The organism is Helicobacter marmotae, from assembly GCF_003364255.1.
GTDB lineage: Bacteria > Campylobacterota > Campylobacteria > Campylobacterales > Helicobacteraceae > Helicobacter_C > Helicobacter_C marmotae.
This window is the reverse complement of sequence record NZ_NXLR01000009.1, coordinates 1-16,297: the sequence shown is the minus strand read 5'-3', so window position 1 is coordinate 16,297 and position 16,297 is coordinate 1. Positions and strand designations below refer to the sequence as shown.

The window sequence follows — 16,297 nt, the reverse complement described above, 5'->3', positions numbered from 1 at the left end:
AATCACTTTTATTATGCTTTCATACTCCTTATTTGCTCATAGTTTATTATTTGAATGTAAAAATATCCTGCTATTCTACTTAAAGTGAGGAATTAGTATTATGATGAGCTTTGAACAACATTTACGAGAAAAACATTTAAAGATTACTCCTCAACGCATTGCTATGTTAAATCAAATCTATAACAACGGGCATATGAGTGTAGAAGAAATTTATGACCAAATAAAAGCTATTTATCCTTCTATCTCGCTTGCTACCATATATAAAAATATCAATGCGCTTTGTGAAGCAAATATTTTAAGAGAAATTAAAGCCCCAAAAGATAAGCAAAAATATGAATTAAGCAGTGATAGGCATTTACATGTATATTGTGAATCATGCGGAGCACTTGAAGACATTAAGCTTGAAACAGGCTATTTAGAGGCTGATTGCGGAGAAAAAAGCGGATATGCTATCTCTGATATTTCAGCTGTCCTTATCGGGCTATGCCCACAATGCAAGGCAAATAAAGCCTAAGGCTTCCCGCTTCAGGGCTCCTACATCTCGCAGCAATGTGGGACTTCTGTGCTTATGGGGAGTTTAAGCCCTTTCCAAGCTTCAAATCCACCCACAAGACGATAGAGATTTTTATAGCCTAAATGTCTTGCCCACATAAGCCCTACGTGCGCACTTCCCATAGGGGCAAATATATGCTCCCCACTATCGTAAAACACGATTTTGGCATCTTTATCTCCTCCAAGCAAATGGATAAAATCCTCCATCTCACGCGAGAGCGCATCAGCCTCCCAATTCCACTCACTTCCATTCTCATTGAGATTAGGGCTTAGCGCAAACTCAAAATGTTTAGCTTGAGGAATAAACCCAAGGTTATAAATACCCCGAGGCAAAGTAGAGATAATCACAAAGCTATCACGTTCTGCTTCAAGCTGACTTGGCAAAATCAACTCATACCCAGACACAGAAGCGCGCGTAATAAGTGAAATCGTATCATCAATAATATGTTGATTTGCCATTTTATTTAAAAAATCATGTATTTGCTTTGCGCCCTCTTCATCGCCAGCTGCCTTTTTTGCAAGTAGCATTTGCACCTGTGGATAAATCTCCACAAGCTGTATGGAAGCATTTTGCTCTTTATGTGTGTTTGAGCAAGCACATAATACAAGACCTAGCACCAGCAAAGCTAATCTTTTCATACCAACTCCTTTATATGTGTTATGGATTTAACGCTTGAAGTTCTGCACAGATTTTATCATATTTTTCTTGCACGCTACGCAAGCTTGCGCGGTTTTGCTCCAATACTGCCTTAGGGGCATTTTGCACAAATTTTTCATTGCTTAGCATACCTTTAAATTTATGTAATTCTTTTTCGAGCTTTTGCTTCTGTGCACTTAAGCGCGAGGTAATCGCACTTAAATCTATGCCCTCTAAACACAAATAGCATTCGCAAAACTCACCCACATCACCTACGCTTGCATCGGGTTTTTGTGCTATGATATGAAGATTCTCTACGCGAGCAAGCTTGCATACAAATTGCTTTAATAGGGCATTATCCACCTCATCATTAAGCTTAATATATATCTCCTTAATGGGCGCAGAGCCCAGCTCAAGCATAGCTTTTAATCGCCGAATACACACAATCACATCTTGCATAATTTCAAAATTATGTTGCAATTGCCCCTCTTTATGCCCTTGTGGCTTAGGATAGGCAGCAATCATAATAGAATCTGAAGATCTTATATCACTCTTATCTAAGCTATGCCATAAATAATCCGTAATAAAGGGCATATAAGGGTGCAAAAGCAAAAGAGCAGATTTAAAAATAGCACCTAATTCATAAATAGAATCTTTACTTGCCTTTGCAAGCTCAATCCCCCAATCGCAAAATTCTCCCCACAAAAAGCGATACAAAATATTCGCCCCCTGCTCAAAACGATAAGCCTCTAAAGCCTGATGCACTTCACTTGTAGCATTATAAAAGCGAGCAAGCATATATCGCCCTAGCGGTGTGTGAATCTCTATTGCCCCAAGATTTGCAAAGCCCCCTTGCCCGCCAAGCTGCTCTAAATACATAAGTAAAAATTGCGTGGCATTATAGAGCTTATTTGTGAAGTTTTTTGTATTTTCAAGCACACTTTTAGAGAGCTTCACATCTCTGCCTTGCGCGCAAAGATAAGCTAAGCTAAAGCGCAAAACATCTGCCCCATAAGTATCTATCATCTCCAAAGGATCTATCACATTGCCTTTAGATTTACTCATCTTTTGCCCCGATTCATCGCGCACAAGTGCATGAAGATACACATCTTTAAAAGGCAAAATCCCAAGGAGGGATTCCCCACTTAAAAGCATACGAGCCACCCAGAAAAACAAAATATCAAAGCCCGTAATAAGCAAAGAGTTAGGATAAAAGTCATGCAAATCGCTATCTCTATAGGGCGCATTTGCTTGTATATCATTCCCCCAACCAAGCGTGCTAAATGCCCAAAGCCCGGAGCTAAACCACGTATCAAGCACATCTTCATCTTGCTTTGTAGCCTCTTTAAGGCATTTAGGGCATTTAGGATTATCAACCTCTGAAGCTATCTTATGCCCGCATTGGCAATACCACACGGGGATTCTATGCCCCCACCAAAGCTGCCGAGAAATGCACCAATCTTTGAGCTCTCTCATCCACGCATTGTAGTTATTTAACCATTGTGGGGGGAAAAAGTGCAATTCTCCATTATTCACCCTCTCTATGGCGTGCTTTGCTACCTCTTTTTTGACAAACCATTGCTTTGAAATATAAGGCTCTACGACATTGTTACAACGATAGCATTTGCCAATTTGATTACTATAGTCCTCTATAGATTCAATAAACCCCTCTTCTTGCAGCTTTTGGACAATCTCTGGACGTGCCTGCAATCTGTCCTTACCCGCAAACTCTCCTGCATGGGTATTTAAAATACCTTTTTGGTCAAAAATCGTAATAAAGCTAAGATTATGCCTTTTGCCCACTTCATAGTCATTCATATCATGGGCGGGCGTTACTTTCACGCAGCCACTTCCAAAGTCCATATCTACATGCGAATCTGCGATAATAGGAATAGGACGATTTAAGAGCGGAAGTATCACATTTTTACCCACCAAATGCGCATAACGGCTATCTTGGGGATTTACCATTACAGCGCTATCGCCAAAGAATGTCTCTGGACGCGTAGTAGCTACTATAAGAGATTCGCTGCTCCCCTCTATGGGATAGCGCAGATAATAGAGCTTGCCATGATTTTCCTCATATTCTACTTCAATATCTGAAAGTGCCCCATCATGCACACACCAATTCACCATATAATAATCTTGCACGATAAAGCCTTGATTATACCACTGCACAAATGCCTTCTTCACGGCATTTTGCAAACCTTGATCCATAGTAAAGCGCAACCGCGACCACGCAGGGGTGATACCGAGTTTTCGCATTTGATGAAGTATAGCCCCTCCGCTTTTTTCTTTCCATTCCCATACCTTGGCTATAAACGCTTCTCTGCCTAAAGATTCTTTGCTTATGCCCTCGCTTAAAAGCTGTTTTTGAACGACATTTTGCGTAGCTATCCCCGCATGATCTAAGCCGGGCTGATAGAGCGTTTTAAAGCCATTCATTCGTTTAAAGCGTGTGATAATATCTTGGAGTGTAAAGGTAAGGGCATGCCCAATATGGAGCACGCCTGTTACATTTGGCGGAGGCATCATAATGCTAAAACAAGCAGGATTTGCTCCCCAGAGGGATTGATTACCCTCAATTTCAAAATACCCTCTCTCTTCACATATTTGATAAAATGTTTTTTCTACAATATCTGGCTGATAGCCCTTTTTAGCCTTTTGCGTGTCTTTATCTTCAAGATTCATAAAGTCCCTTTATGGTATTTAATTTGCTTTAAACCTTAAGATATTATAATACCAAAATGCTAAAAATAAACGGAGGTTAGATATGACTTATGAGTTAAAGATTCCTATGCTGGGCTTTGAAGATGTAAAGCAAGTAGAGCTAGAAAAAATCGATGAAACATTTAGCAAGATTAAGGCACTTGATGGCAAAACACCCTTTGAGATTATACTTATCAATCCTTTCTCGCTTCTGCCTAATTATGACATTACCATTCCCACAGCTGATGAAAAGCTCCTTGACTTTGATGAATCACGAGGGGATAAGGTAGAGGTATATTGCGTAGTGGTGCTCCAAAATCCCATTGAAGATTCTATAGTGAATCTCCTCTCTCCCTTTGTGTTTAATCCCGCTAATGCCACAGCTTTGCAGGTTACTACATTGCCTGTAGCACAATATCCTCAATTCAGCAGAGTACAACCCTTAAAGGAATTTCTCTCAAAAGAGATTCTCCAAACTCTTGGCAAATAATAAGCCCGCCTTATGCCACTCTCAAAGCTTAATGCACAACAAGCAGAGGCGGCAAAGGCTCCTAGTGGGCATAATCTCATTATCGCTTCAGCTGGCACGGGTAAAACATCTACCATCGTAGGGCGCATAGCACATCTTCTGCATAATGGCTATACCCCAAAGGATATTCTCCTCCTTACCTTTACCAATAAAGCAAGTAATGAAATGATTTTGCGCGTGGGCAAAATCTTTGGTGAAAGTCTTGCTAAAAATATAGAATCTGGCACATTTCATGCGGTAGCTTACCGCTATTTAAGGGAACATCAGCATATCCACCTCAAACAACCAAGAGAATTACAAATGCTTTTTAAAAGCCTCTATGGGAAACGCGTGTTTATGGATAATGAAGTAAAGGCTTATTCTGCCCAATATCTTTATGATAGCTATTGTCTTTTTGTAAATTCTGCAAGCAAAGCCACCTTTGGCGCTTGGCTCACAGAGAGAGTCCCCCAGCAAGAAGCCCATATAGCCATTTATGAAGACATACTTGCAGAATTTGACGCCCTTAAAAAAACGCACAAATACGCAGATTACAACGACTTGCTACTGCTCTATAGAGAGGCTCTCCTTAGCTTACCACAGCCGCCATTTTTAGAAGTGCTTTGTGATGAATACCAAGATACTAACCCCTTGCAAGATTCTATACTCAATGCCCTCTCTCCTCCAAGTTTATTTTGCGTGGGGGATTATGACCAAAGCATTTATGCCTTTAATGGTGCAGATATTAGCATTATTAGCAATTTTAAGCACAAATACCACGATGCAAGGGTTTTTACATTAAGTAAAAATTACCGCTCAAGCAAGCATATCTTAGCACTTGCAAATAAAGTGATAGAAAAAAATGAGCGCATTTACCCTAAAAGCTTAGAAGTAGTCAAGCAAGGAGAGTTTAGCCCGCCCAAATTAATTGTTTATGATGAGCTTTTCTCGCAATATCAAGGCATTGCCAAACGTATCTCCCTAAGTAATATTCCTTATGAAGATACTGCTATTATCTTTCGTAATAATTCAAGTGCTGATGGCATTGAAGCAAGCTTAAGAGAGCTTAATATCCCCTCCAAACGCAAGGGTGGAACGAGCTTTTTTGACACAAAAGAAGTCAAGCTTGTATTAGATATTTGCTCGATGATTCATAATCCCCATGATATGATGGCGTATCTTCACACACTCAGCTATGGCAAAGGCATAGGTGAAGCTATGGCAAAAGATATTTATGAAGCATTCCATACATTAGGAGAGGGAGATATTTTTAAAGGTATTTTCCACCCCGCACAAACCAAAGCCTATAAGCAAAAGCATAAAAACACGCAACTTGGGCTTTTTGATGACTTTGCTATCTTAGAATCTCAAGGTAGATTTAATGAACACATCGCCCCATCTTTTGCCTCTCACCCGATTTTAGCCCATCCTAAAATCCAAAAAGAAGGGGCTGTCTTTTTAAGCAATTTTTATGAAATGCTCCATGCCCTTCATGGCAACAAAACGCCCAAAGTGCTTGTAAGCCAAATTACACAAATGCCATTTTTTACCCATATTACGCATTCACTCGCAAATGCACGAGCCAAAAACAAAGACGGCAGCATAGATAATGCCCGTTTTGAAAACGCTTTAGAATCCATTAAGCGCAAATGTATGCTTTTAAGCGATTTATCAAAAAATCACAATGATTTGGGGAAGTTTCTTAATGCGATGATTCTAAGCTCTGGGGAAATGGCAGAGGGAAGTGGGGTAAATTTGCTTAGCATTCATGCAAGCAAGGGGCTAGAATTTCAAAATGTCTATGTCGTGGATTTAATGGATGGGCGCTTCCCAAACCGCAAGCTCATCAGTAAAGGCGGGAGTTTAGAAGAAGAGAGGAGGCTTTTTTATGTCGCTATCACGCGTGCTAAGGAAAACCTTATCCTCTCTTTTGCCAAAAAGGATACATTAAAAAACATCGATTATGCACCATCAATCTTCCTCTATGAGGGCGAGCTCCTCCATAAAGAAAGCACAATCTAGGGGAGGGAGCATTTATCAATCAGTGCCTTATGCGTTTGTAGCTCTTGCTCTTTTTGAATATTATCTTCAGGGATAAGGCTAAAGGTCTGCTTCGCCCCTTGGCAATCCTTAAGCTTATAATATCCCCATGCCAAAGAATCTAAATATGTAGGGTTAAGTGGCTGGGTCTCTAGGGCTTTTTTCACATGCCTTAAGCCCTCTTTCACATCAAGCTCATAATCAATCATCAAATACCCTAAAAAATTAAAGAAAAAGCCCAATTCACTCCCTTGATGGTTCTCTAGTGACGCATCAAGACGAGAATCTTTAGCTACAGCCTTCTCAGGTGTTTGCATAAGATGAAGGGCAGTTTTGAGATTATTAATAATATTTTGTATTTGCGCTTTATCTTGCTTGTTATTTAGCGATTCAAAGCTATAGACTTGCTCTAATGCCAAAAAATAGGGATTGTGATTCTCCTCATAGAGGTATTTTGCCTGCTTTGCTGCATTAGGATAATCTTGCTGAGCTACATAGAGCTCAAGGAGTATTTGCCCTTTAAAGGGAAATTGTGAGGCAATATCTGAAGCTTGCTTAAACTTTTTCTGATAGGTGTAAATCAAAATCAAATTACGCGCATTTTCAATCGTTGGGTCTTGCTCAAAGGCTTGCTCAAGGAGCAATTCTATCTGTGCGGTTTTTGCAAATTTCGCATAAACTTCAATACTAAATTTGCAAAAATTCCCATTGCAACCATATTCCTCAATATGTTTATCTAGCATATCTAATGCCTCTTTGCTATGAGATTGCGCAAGCTCTATGGTGATGATTTTACGCACAATATCGGGGCTTTTTGTCTCCTCATAAGCACGTTTTAAATACACTAATGCCTCCTCATAGCGCCCCTCATTGGCATATAATGAGCCTAAAATATCATCAAGCATAGGGCTTTGCTCGCTTTTTGCAATAAAGAGTGCCTCCTCAATCGCCCTCTGGCTTAAGCCTAACTTTAAATATGAATCTAAAAACACCTTATGCAAAGCAAGATCCTTCTCCCCACCTTGTGCCATATACTCATAGGCAAAATCAAGTGTCGCCTGCGGGTTATCAAGCATAGAGGAGAGCAAAATAGCTTCTTTAAAATACTCTAATTTATGCGTTTCCTCATAGAGCACAAGATACATATCCCGTGCTTTGTCAAATTGTGATTGGGCTTCATAATCAAGGGCTTCAAACAAGGCATCATCTTCATTAAAAGCCCCATAACTAAAACACAACACACAAAGCAAAATTAGAAAAACTCTCATTTATTATCCTTTTTAATACATATACCCACACATTCCTTTTGCAATGCACTTAGGGCTTGACTATCAAGTGTTTTGTGAGATTCCCAAAAGGGAAAGCTCACACATTGCTTAGGGCGCACAGCATAAATGCTGCATTTACCCGTGCCCTCCTCATAAAATACACAAGCCAAGCCGCTTTTATGGGGCTTTTCAAGGAGTGAAAATCGAGACTCCACCTTACGCACATATTGCAAGCAAAAAGATTCAAAGCCAAGTGCAAGATGAGCGGCGATACATCGCATTTCATACACACTTACAAACACATAGCCACTCTCTCCGGTGCAACATCTACCGCCACAACCCTCACATTTACTGCCCTCAAAGCTAAAAGGATAATCTCTATCTATACTCATAGAATTTTTTTGCATCACTTTTGTAGATTCTATTGACATACTCTACTTGCGCATCTTTAATGCCCTCTGTAAAAAAACGTGCCTTGAGATTAATGCGCCCTAAAATCAGCTGCTCCACGCCTATAGCAGTAGCATAATTCACCCAGTCATAGCGTAAATCCCCGCCCAAAAGCGCGACATACTCTACAAGTTGCGCATTTGCATTATGAATAACATTAGCGATAAATAAATTCTTCCTATCATCTTTTTGTATCAAAAGCAATAATGATGGGTCAAAATTAATTTGAGTGGAGAGCAATTTATCTGGCACACTGCTAGAGAGTGCGAGTTGTGAAGCCATAAGTCCTGTTTTCATCACTGGCGTATTAAAAAATATGACACTCTCATCAATAAGCTCTTCGTGCTTTTCAAGCTTTTGAGAAAACATCGTAGCTGATTGGGAATCGATCACTTCTTCAAGAATGACATTTTGACTTTTAGCCTTTACCATAGCACCTAAATCTGCTCCTCTAAAGCTATTATCATTATAGGTAATAATAGGCTTATCTCCCGCAAGCGTGAGTAAAAGCTCAATTTGCGCTTCATAATCAATGCCCCCAAAAGTGAGCTCTTTAGAAAAGTGAGTATCTTGGATATGTCTTTTATTAATCGTGGGCAGATAGGTAGGGAGGCTTATATCAAGCTTTACAAACTCTTGTGCACCCTTAGAAGTGAGGATAGCAATAACAAAATCATAGCCATTCTCTACAATTTGCTTATAAGTCGCTTCAAGCTTTGCTGAGCTCTCATCACCTGTATCAAAGATTTCAAACACAAAATCACTCCCCCTTGCCATAAGATAGGCTAAAATCGTATCAATACTACTCACGCTATAGCGCCCGATGATTTTTTTAGGCATTAAGAGGGCGAGCTTTATCTTTGCATTCCCCTCTAAACTAGAGGGAATCGCCATATCCATAATCCCTAACGCACCAAGCACTTCAGAGAGTTTGGAGCGAAGCTCTACATTATCCATATAAGGCTCAAAAAACGCCACAAATGAAAAAAGCTGCCCTTTATTGAAATGATCAAGCAAACATGACTGGGAACACTTCTCTGTGCTTATATTTAAGATTTCTTGTTGGGGCAGGGGAAGCGGAGAAATAATATAGCTTTTGGCATATACATTAGAAAATAAGCATGTAAAAGCAAATAGCCAAGCAAAGCAAAGCAATATATAGCATTTGAGGAGTTTTCTCATAATTGTCCTTTTGCGCCTAAAAAGTGATTATGCGCTTGTGCTTTCAAAGAGGGGTTGCGTACTAGCTCATTTAATGAATAAGTAACTAGAAACTTTCTATTATTGTGCCATAAAATTCTACCGCCTTCTAAATGCTGCCCTAAAATATGCTCGCACACTCGATTTCCCAGTAAAATACACACCTTTGGATTAGCTTTTTGTAATTGAAGGAGGCAAAAGTCCATGCAGGAGAGGATTTCACTGCTCTCCGCAGGAGAGCCTCCACATTTTACAAGAGAGAGAATACTCACTTGTGATGGGCTGAGATTGAAAACACGTTTAATGATATTCTCAAGCATAATGGCACTTTTATTTTGCACAAATTGTCCCTTTTCATCAATAAGCGGGACTTCGCTCACAAAGCACAATGGCGCATTAGTATTTAAAATGCCAATGCTTGGCTTGGGGGAATGTTTAATGCGATTACATAATGAACAATTTTCAATCATTCGCTCTAGATTATTATCAATGGGGGGCTTTATGGAAGCGGTTTGTATGCTATCTGTGTAGCATTCCCCGCAAGCAGACTTCCCATAAAGCTGCTTTAGCCAAAGAAGCTTTAAAATCTGGGCTTTCATCTTACACTTCTTTATACCTTATATATCAAGCTCTAATCCCACAGGGCAATGATCACTCCCTAAAATATCAGCATAAATAAAGGCATTTTTGAGCTTAGGCTGCAAACTTTGGGAGCATAAGAAATAATCAATACGCCACCCTGTGTTATTTGCTCGAGCTTTCCCCATATAGCTCCACCACGTATATGCCCCCTCTAATTGAGGGTAAAAATATCGAAATGTATCAATAAATCCAGATTCTAAAAGTGTGCTTATCTTGCTCCTCTCTTCATCTGTGAATCCAGCGTTTCTGCGGTTTGTTTTAGGGTTTTTTAAATCAATCTCCTTATGGGCGACATTTAAATCCCCGCAAATAATCACCGGCTTATGTTTATTTAGCTCTAAAACAAATGCCCTAAAATCATCTTCCCATTCCATGCGGTACTCTAGACGCTCTAACCCCCTCTGGGCATTGGGCGTATAGACATTCACTAAATAAAAATCCTCATACTCTGCTCGAATGATTCGCCCCTCCTTGTCATGGTGAGCAATACCCATATCATACTCTACCTTGAGTGGCTCTCTCTTGCTTAGCACAACTACGCCGGAATAGCCCTTTTTCTCTGCGCTATTCCAATATGTATGGTAAGCTTCAAAGCAAAAATCAGCCTGCTCTTTGTGCATTTTTGATTCTTGAATACAAAATATATCTGCCTTGCTTTGCGTGAGAAACTCCATAAACCCCTTATTCATACACGCACGCAAACCATTTACATTCCATGAAACAAGCCTCATCAATAATCCTTAATGTATTAAAATTGAAAGAAATGGCGACCCCTGAAAGATTTGAACTTCCGTTTCCACCGAGAAAGGGTGGTATCCTTGGCCACTAGATGAAAGGGTCGCGGGAAGTATAGCAAACTTTATTTAAGATTCGCTACAATGCACGCAAACATAACACGCAAGGGTAGCAGCATGTGGCGATATATAGGGACATTATGGATATATGGGGTACTCCTCCTTGCTTTGGGCGGTTGCTTTGGCTCTAAGCTTGCACAAACGCCCCCGATAGAGGAAGTAGAAAAAGCACAAGATGGCGATATACTCACGCTTAGTTTTATAGGGGATAACATACTTGGGGATTATTATGGAAGCCAAGGAGAGACGCTTAATTGGTATTTTGCACATAAAATCAATAAAGACTATGGCTACTTCTTTGCAGAGGTAAAAGAGATTTTACAAAATGATGATATGACTTTAGCCAATCTTGAGGGACCACTCACAACACACGATAAAGATAGACTTATCAAACCCTTTGCCTTTAAGGGAGATCCTAGCTATGTGGAGATTCTCAAACTTGGCAGCATAGAGGCAGTCAATATCGCCAACAATCACACCAGAGATTATGGTATGCAGGGCTTTAAGGATACGCAACTTCATTTGCAAAATGCACAGATTCACTATAGCGGGGAGGGTATTTTAAGCATATATGAGATAAGGGGTAAAAAAATTGGTATGGCAGGGCATCGTGGTTGGAATCTTGCCATTAAAACCCAAGTCAAAAATGAGATAGAAGCACTCCGCAATAGGGGCGCAGATATTATTATCTTTAGCTTTCATTGGGGAGAAGAGAGAAAGCACTATCCCAATGGGATTCAAAAAGAGCTTGGGAGATATGCCATTGATTGTGGGGCAGATCTTGTCATAGGGCATCACCCGCATGTTTTGCAAGGCATAGAAGAATATAAAGGTAAAAAGATTGTCTATAGCTTAGGGAACTTCGTATATGGAGGGGCTAAAAACCCTCCTGATAAAGATAGCATTATCTATCAAGTGCGCTTTGCCTTTGGGGCAAAGCAGAGCCAACTCAAAACCCTAAGCAAAGATACAATTTTTATTCATAATCAAAAAGTGCAAAAATTTGCTACATTACCCAAATGGAGCGAATTACATAGCTTTATCCCCGTGCTTATTAGCGGAGAGAGACATAAAAATAACTACCAGCCTATCATCGCACAAGGCGAGGCAAAACGGAGAATCTTAGAGCGAATGAACACATATAGCGCTTCTTTAAGCCAATAGCTTAATCGCGCTGGTTTATCGCACATACGCATAAATATGCCCTAAAATCTCTTCTGCCCCATTTGGCTTGATTTTTGACATAACCTTTTGAGAGCACTCTTTAAGCTTATCACCCTGCATAGATTCTAAAAATGCCAGCACCTCTGTGCTATCAAGTTCAGATTCTCTTATCACTAGCCCCAAACCCTCTTTAGCAAAACTTAAGGCATTGTAGTATTGATGATCTTTTGCCGCATAAGGATAGGGCACAAACACCCCAATAAGCCCATTTGCGCTCATCTCCCATAGACTTGAAGCGCCTGAGCGCGCTATACATATATCTGCCCTCTCTAAATGTTTAACAATCTCGCCATCAAAGGCAAAAAGCGTAACCTTATCTAAAAGAGACATTGCCTGATATGCTCCCCTCACTCGCTCATAATCCCTCTCTCCACATTGGTGAGCCACTTTTATGCCTTTTTGCAGTAATTGAGGAGAGAGCTTTAAGGCAAAATCATTAATGCCCTTTGCTCCTTGAGAACCGCCCAAAAATAGCACTTGGGTAATGCCATCCCTCACACGAGCATATTTAAAAAACTCATCACGTACAGGATATGAAGTGCGGACAAAATGCTTCCCACTGCCCTCAAAGCTGCCAAACACTGCCTTTGCAAATGGGCTAAGGATTGCATTAAGCTTGCCTTTAATGGCATTTTGCTCATGGATAAAAAGCGGTATGTGAGAAAGAATAGCTGCTATACTTGCCCCTCCTGCGCTAAAGCCCCCCACGCTAATAACACATTTGACTTGATTGCTTTTAAGAATCTTCCTTGCTTTGAGCACACAAACCAACTGCTTACACAAAGCCTTTACTTTGCTTAAACCTCTTTTATTCACCACACCTATAGAATCTAAAAAATAGCACTGCCTAAAAAGGGGGGAATGCTCAAACCATGCTCTATCTTGCCCAAGATTTGAGCCAATATAAATCACACTTTTATGATCTTTGCACAGGGCTTGAGCTAGAGCCTTAGCTATGGCTAAATGCCCCCCCGTGCCCCCGCCTGTAATTGCATACATACGCTCCCCTTTGGTTGAAGTTTGCATTATTGTAATGTAGAAAAACGATATTTTAGCAATCCCATAAAAGGCTATTAAGTTAAGATTCTATATACTCGCACATTTAACTCACATTTCACAAAGGGATACAATGGCTCATATTGTTACGCGTTTTGCGCCCTCACCCACGGGGTATTTACATATTGGTGGCTTACGTACGGCACTTTTTAATTATCTTTATGCACGTGCAAATGGGGGGAAGTTTTTATTACGTATCGAAGATACAGATTTAGCGCGTAACTCTAAAGAAGCCACAAAAGCTATCTTAGAGGCATTTGCATGGGTGGGCTTAGATTATGATGGGGAAGTTGTGTATCAAAGCCAGCGATTCCCCCTCTATAAACAATACATACAAAAGCTTTTAGAGGAGAAAAAGGCATATTACTGCTATATGAGCAAGGAGGAGCTTCAGGCATTACGCACAGAGCAAGAAGCAAAAAAGCAAACCCCACGTTATGATAATCGCTATAGAGACTTTCAGGGTACTCCTCCAAGCGATAGAGAGCCTGTAGTACGTATCAAAGCCCCGCTGGATGGCTATGTATGCTTTAAAGATGGCATTAAGGGGGAGATTCGCATAGGGGCTAAGGAGCTTGATGACTTTATTATCGCACGAAGCGATGGCACACCTACTTATAATTTTGTTGTCGCTATCGATGATGCCCTTATGGGGGTAAGTGATGTTATTCGGGGTGATGACCACCTAAGCAACACACCAAAACAAATTATCGTTTATAATGCGCTAGGCTTTGAAATCCCTCGCTTCTTCCATGTCCCTATGATACTCAATCCTCAAGGGAAAAAGCTAAGCAAGCGCGATGGAGCGATGAATGTTATGGATTATAAAGATATGGGGTATTTGCCAGAGGCGATTTTAAACTTTCTTGTGCGTTTGGGCTGGAGTAGCGGAGATAAGGAAATTTTCTCACTTGATGAAATGCTCTCACTCTTTAATCCCTCTGGGCTTAATAGCTCCCCTAGTGCTTATAATCAAGATAAATTTTTATGGCTTAATGCACATTACATAAGGCAAATGGATAATGCCAAGCTTGAGGATATGCTAAGTGCATATCATGCACCAAGTTTAAGTGAAACTGCGCGGGAGATTCTCTACCCTGCGCTAAAAGAGCGCTGCTCTACACTGGTAGAATTTGCCCAAAAGCTTTTAGAAATAACCAATGCCCCCTGTGAATATGATGAGAAAATGCGCCTTAAGCTAGATATAGAGGCGGTGCATACACTTAAAGAACTCTTTAATGAAGCAAATAGCACTGCATGGAAGAGTGTGCCAAATATGGAATCATATCTCCATGATTATAGTGCGCAAAAAGGTATTAAAATTGGCAAGCTTATGCCATCTCTTCGGTGTGCGCTATTGGGTAAAAGCGGGGGTATTGGCGTATGTGAGACACTCATCGCACTTGGCAGAGAAGAGAGCCTAAGAAGGGTCAATACTTTTTTAACGCTATATAACAATCATTAAAAAACATACTACACAATAAGCGAAAACTTCCAAAATTCAAGGAGAGGTTATGAAAATCAGTGCGCGTAACCAAATCAAGGGCAAGATTATAGCGATACAAAAAGGCGCAGTAAATGCAATCATTAAGCTTGATATTGGTGGAGGTAATATTATTTCTGCAACTATTTCTTTAGAATCTATTGATGAGCTAGGACTCGAAGTCGGCAAAAGTGCTTATGCTATCATCAAAGCGACTTCGGTCATGGTAGGTGTGGAGTAAATGTGCTTAAGAGTATTCTTCTAAGCATATGTATATGCAATATTGCTTTTGGATACTATTTTAATACACAATGGGATATGCGAAATCCCCCCACCTTAGAGCAAAGCCTAGAATCTCTCCTGCAAATAGACTGCCAGCAAGTGGAGTTTCTTAAAGGGATTGGCTCAAAATCCCAATACAAAGGTGAAAAAGCCATAGCCCATTGCCTCATCGAACAAAAGCTTATCAAGGCTATCATTGAAGATGATACACACACTTACACGCTTTTAAAGGCAAATGAGCAATGTTGTGCATACTTTTTATTCTACACTACCCAAACTCCACGTTTTATTATCACGCCCCTTATGGCGGCAATTGTTTTTAATGCTTCAAAGGTTTTTGAGCTTATTTTGGCAGATTCTGATAAGAGTGATATGTTTTCTACCAAAAAGCCCTTTTATGATATTAACCGCGTGATTTCTGATATTTACATACCACTTAGAGCCTTTAAGTTAGGAGATAGCATTTATGATGTGCATGGAGTAAGCGCGCTTGATCTCTCTGCGATGTATCATCGCTATAGTATGTTTTGGGCACTTCTTAAAAAGGGGGCAGAATACAATAACCCCAAATACCCCTTAACAAATGGCATTATTACCTTTGGTGATATATATATTTTAGAGCTTATGCTCCACTTTGATGAGAGCTTTCTCTACCGCTTTGCTGGAGGCAAGATTTTACATATCGCTGCACGTGATGGCAATGTAGCACTTTTAGAATATCTCATCACGCACAAACATCTCCCTGTTGATTCCCTCAAATCAGGTCAAACACCCCTTGATTGGGCACTCAATACAAAAAACCAAAAACCCCAACTCCAAAGTGCAAAAAAACTCATTGAATTAGGTGCGAAAGTCTCTCAAGCCAATCGCAACCGCCTCAATAAACTCAACTCCAAATAACAGGCCTAACCTCCACTACAAAGGATAGAAGATTCTTCAGATTCCCTATGTAGGCAGTTTATTGCTATATCTTTCCCACTACTAGGAGGTGAAGAATTGCTTTTAACGATGAGTAATTCAGGCTGGGATGTTTTGTGTTTTTTGCAAAGGGCTAGAGCTAACAAACTTAGCTACCGCTTGGGGGTTGCAGTGTGAATGCTTTGTCTCCACCTTATATTACTACAAAAGCTAACACACCAAGAAAGTCTGTAGTGTTCTTTAAGCAATTCTTCGGGCATAAAGCCCAAAGATATGACAAAGTGGCAGACTTTCTACCAACCCTACAGAGAGTTTCTTACCTGCTATGCAGAATCTAAAGCTAATAAAGTAATAGAGTTTTTGAGTAAATCTTCTTAGAATTTCTTCTTATTCACATCATCTAATATATCTTTAGCTACCTTATCTACTCTCTCACTGATTTGAGCACTTGCAGCAGCGATTTCTACATTCTCTTGG

The 16,297-nt window shown here is 40.2% G+C and carries 15 protein-coding genes and 1 tRNA gene; 7 read left to right on the top strand and 9 right to left on the bottom strand.

Annotation, left to right across the window (positions count from 1 at the left end; translation table 11 throughout):
- The first annotated feature begins 100 nt into the window (after positions 1-100).
- On the top strand, positions 101-514 hold the full coding sequence (locus CQA63_RS05525) for a Fur family transcriptional regulator (protein WP_104700011.1): 414 nt from the start codon (positions 101-103) through the stop codon (positions 512-514).
- Positions 515-534: 20 nt separating this feature from the next.
- Here CQA63_RS05525 and CQA63_RS05520 read toward each other — a convergent pair whose 3' ends face one another.
- Both CQA63_RS05520 and CQA63_RS05515 read right to left on the bottom strand, forming a co-directional pair.
- The gene (locus CQA63_RS05520) at positions 535-1,191 is read right to left on the bottom strand and encodes a rhodanese-like domain-containing protein (protein ID WP_104700012.1); all 657 of its coding nucleotides are present in this window, start codon (positions 1,189-1,191) and stop codon (positions 535-537) included.
- Positions 1,192-1,210: 19 nt separating this feature from the next.
- On the bottom strand, positions 1,211-3,877 hold the full coding sequence (locus CQA63_RS05515) for a valine--tRNA ligase (RefSeq protein ID WP_104700013.1): 2,667 nt from the start codon (positions 3,875-3,877) through the stop codon (positions 1,211-1,213).
- 82 nt (positions 3,878-3,959) lie between these two features.
- Here CQA63_RS05515 and fliW point away from each other — a divergent pair, with 82 nt between their 5' ends.
- Together fliW and CQA63_RS05505 are read left to right on the top strand one after the other, a co-directional pair.
- On the top strand, positions 3,960-4,385 hold the full coding sequence (gene fliW / locus CQA63_RS05510; protein WP_104700014.1) for a flagellar assembly protein FliW: 426 nt from the start codon (positions 3,960-3,962) through the stop codon (positions 4,383-4,385).
- A gap of 12 nt (positions 4,386-4,397) precedes the next feature.
- The gene (locus tag CQA63_RS05505; RefSeq protein ID WP_104700015.1) at positions 4,398-6,425 is read left to right on the top strand and encodes an ATP-dependent helicase; all 2,028 of its coding nucleotides are present in this window, start codon (positions 4,398-4,400) and stop codon (positions 6,423-6,425) included.
- Here the strand turns inward: CQA63_RS05505 and CQA63_RS05500 are convergent.
- The 6 genes from CQA63_RS05500 to CQA63_RS05475 all read right to left on the bottom strand — a co-directional run bounded on the left by CQA63_RS05500 (position 6,422) and on the right by CQA63_RS05475 (position 10,843).
- A complete protein-coding gene (locus CQA63_RS05500) occupies positions 6,422-7,711 on the bottom strand; it encodes a tetratricopeptide repeat protein (protein WP_104700016.1) in 1,290 nt (429 codons plus the stop codon). The two genes, CQA63_RS05505 and CQA63_RS05500, sit on opposite strands and share 4 nt — an antisense overlap.
- Complete coding sequence (locus CQA63_RS05495; protein WP_244916276.1) at positions 7,708-8,118, bottom strand: YkgJ family cysteine cluster protein; 411 nt, start codon at positions 8,116-8,118, stop codon at positions 7,708-7,710. Before CQA63_RS05495 ends, CQA63_RS05500 begins: the two co-directional genes overlap by 4 nt.
- A complete protein-coding gene (locus CQA63_RS05490; protein ID WP_104700017.1) occupies positions 8,090-9,343 on the bottom strand; it encodes a hypothetical protein in 1,254 nt (417 codons plus the stop codon). Before CQA63_RS05490 ends, CQA63_RS05495 begins: the two co-directional genes overlap by 29 nt.
- Positions 9,340-9,960 (bottom strand): uracil-DNA glycosylase family protein, encoded by a 621-nt coding sequence (locus CQA63_RS05485; protein WP_104700018.1) that lies wholly within the window; start codon positions 9,958-9,960, stop codon positions 9,340-9,342. The genes CQA63_RS05490 and CQA63_RS05485 overlap by 4 nt, the downstream gene beginning before the upstream one ends.
- Before the next feature lie 18 nt (positions 9,961-9,978).
- On the bottom strand, positions 9,979-10,734 hold the full coding sequence (locus tag CQA63_RS05480; protein ID WP_104700019.1) for an exodeoxyribonuclease III: 756 nt from the start codon (positions 10,732-10,734) through the stop codon (positions 9,979-9,981).
- A gap of 33 nt (positions 10,735-10,767) precedes the next feature.
- Positions 10,768-10,843: transfer RNA gene (locus CQA63_RS05475), tRNA-Glu, on the bottom strand.
- Between the two features lie 71 nt (positions 10,844-10,914).
- Between CQA63_RS05475 and CQA63_RS05470 the strand changes: the two genes are divergently transcribed.
- Positions 10,915-12,021, top strand: a complete 1,107-nt coding sequence (locus CQA63_RS05470) for a CapA family protein (RefSeq protein WP_158655476.1) — start codon at positions 10,915-10,917, stop codon at positions 12,019-12,021.
- 15 nt (positions 12,022-12,036) lie between these two features.
- On the opposite strand, the gene murG is transcribed toward CQA63_RS05470, so the two are convergent.
- The gene (gene murG / locus CQA63_RS05465; protein ID WP_104700021.1) at positions 12,037-13,080 is read right to left on the bottom strand and encodes an undecaprenyldiphospho-muramoylpentapeptide beta-N-acetylglucosaminyltransferase; all 1,044 of its coding nucleotides are present in this window, start codon (positions 13,078-13,080) and stop codon (positions 12,037-12,039) included.
- Between the two features lie 130 nt (positions 13,081-13,210).
- Here murG and gltX point away from each other — a divergent pair, with 130 nt between their 5' ends.
- The 3 genes from gltX (at position 13,211) to CQA63_RS05450 (ending at position 15,802) form a co-directional block, all read left to right on the top strand.
- Positions 13,211-14,602, top strand: coding sequence for a glutamate--tRNA ligase (gltX, locus tag CQA63_RS05460; protein WP_104700022.1), 1,392 nt, complete (start codon positions 13,211-13,213; stop codon positions 14,600-14,602).
- A gap of 49 nt (positions 14,603-14,651) precedes the next feature.
- Positions 14,652-14,861 (top strand): TOBE domain-containing protein, encoded by a 210-nt coding sequence (locus CQA63_RS05455; protein ID WP_104700023.1) that lies wholly within the window; start codon positions 14,652-14,654, stop codon positions 14,859-14,861.
- Between the two features lie 77 nt (positions 14,862-14,938).
- Positions 14,939-15,802: an ankyrin repeat domain-containing protein gene (locus tag CQA63_RS05450; protein ID WP_115511839.1), complete on the top strand. Its 864-nt coding sequence runs from the start codon at positions 14,939-14,941 to the stop codon at positions 15,800-15,802.
- The last annotated feature ends 495 nt before the right edge of the window (positions 15,803-16,297 follow it).

Excerpts from the sequence above, each read along its gene's own strand:
- CQA63_RS05525 (WP_104700011.1), top strand. The coding sequence starts at position 101 with ATGATGAGCTTTGAACAACATTTACGAGAAAAACATTTAAAGATTACT.
- CQA63_RS05520 (WP_104700012.1), bottom strand. The coding sequence starts at position 1,191 with ATGAAAAGATTAGCTTTGCTGGTGCTAGGTCTTGTATTATGTGCTTGC.
- CQA63_RS05515 (WP_104700013.1), bottom strand. The coding sequence starts at position 3,877 with ATGAATCTTGAAGATAAAGACACGCAAAAGGCTAAAAAGGGCTATCAG.
- fliW (WP_104700014.1), top strand. The coding sequence starts at position 3,960 with ATGACTTATGAGTTAAAGATTCCTATGCTGGGCTTTGAAGATGTAAAG.
- CQA63_RS05505 (WP_104700015.1), top strand. The coding sequence starts at position 4,398 with ATGCCACTCTCAAAGCTTAATGCACAACAAGCAGAGGCGGCAAAGGCT.
- CQA63_RS05500 (WP_104700016.1), bottom strand. The coding sequence starts at position 7,711 with ATGAGAGTTTTTCTAATTTTGCTTTGTGTGTTGTGTTTTAGTTATGGG.
- CQA63_RS05495 (WP_244916276.1), bottom strand. The coding sequence starts at position 8,118 with ATGCAAAAAAATTCTATGAGTATAGATAGAGATTATCCTTTTAGCTTT.
- CQA63_RS05490 (WP_104700017.1), bottom strand. The coding sequence starts at position 9,343 with ATGAGAAAACTCCTCAAATGCTATATATTGCTTTGCTTTGCTTGGCTA.
- CQA63_RS05485 (WP_104700018.1), bottom strand. The coding sequence starts at position 9,960 with ATGAAAGCCCAGATTTTAAAGCTTCTTTGGCTAAAGCAGCTTTATGGG.
- CQA63_RS05480 (WP_104700019.1), bottom strand. The coding sequence starts at position 10,734 with ATGAGGCTTGTTTCATGGAATGTAAATGGTTTGCGTGCGTGTATGAAT.
- CQA63_RS05470 (WP_158655476.1), top strand. The coding sequence starts at position 10,915 with ATGTGGCGATATATAGGGACATTATGGATATATGGGGTACTCCTCCTT.
- murG (WP_104700021.1), bottom strand. The coding sequence starts at position 13,080 with ATGTATGCAATTACAGGCGGGGGCACGGGGGGGCATTTAGCCATAGCT.
- gltX (WP_104700022.1), top strand. The coding sequence starts at position 13,211 with ATGGCTCATATTGTTACGCGTTTTGCGCCCTCACCCACGGGGTATTTA.
- CQA63_RS05455 (WP_104700023.1), top strand. The coding sequence starts at position 14,652 with ATGAAAATCAGTGCGCGTAACCAAATCAAGGGCAAGATTATAGCGATA.
- CQA63_RS05450 (WP_115511839.1), top strand. The coding sequence starts at position 14,939 with ATGCGAAATCCCCCCACCTTAGAGCAAAGCCTAGAATCTCTCCTGCAA.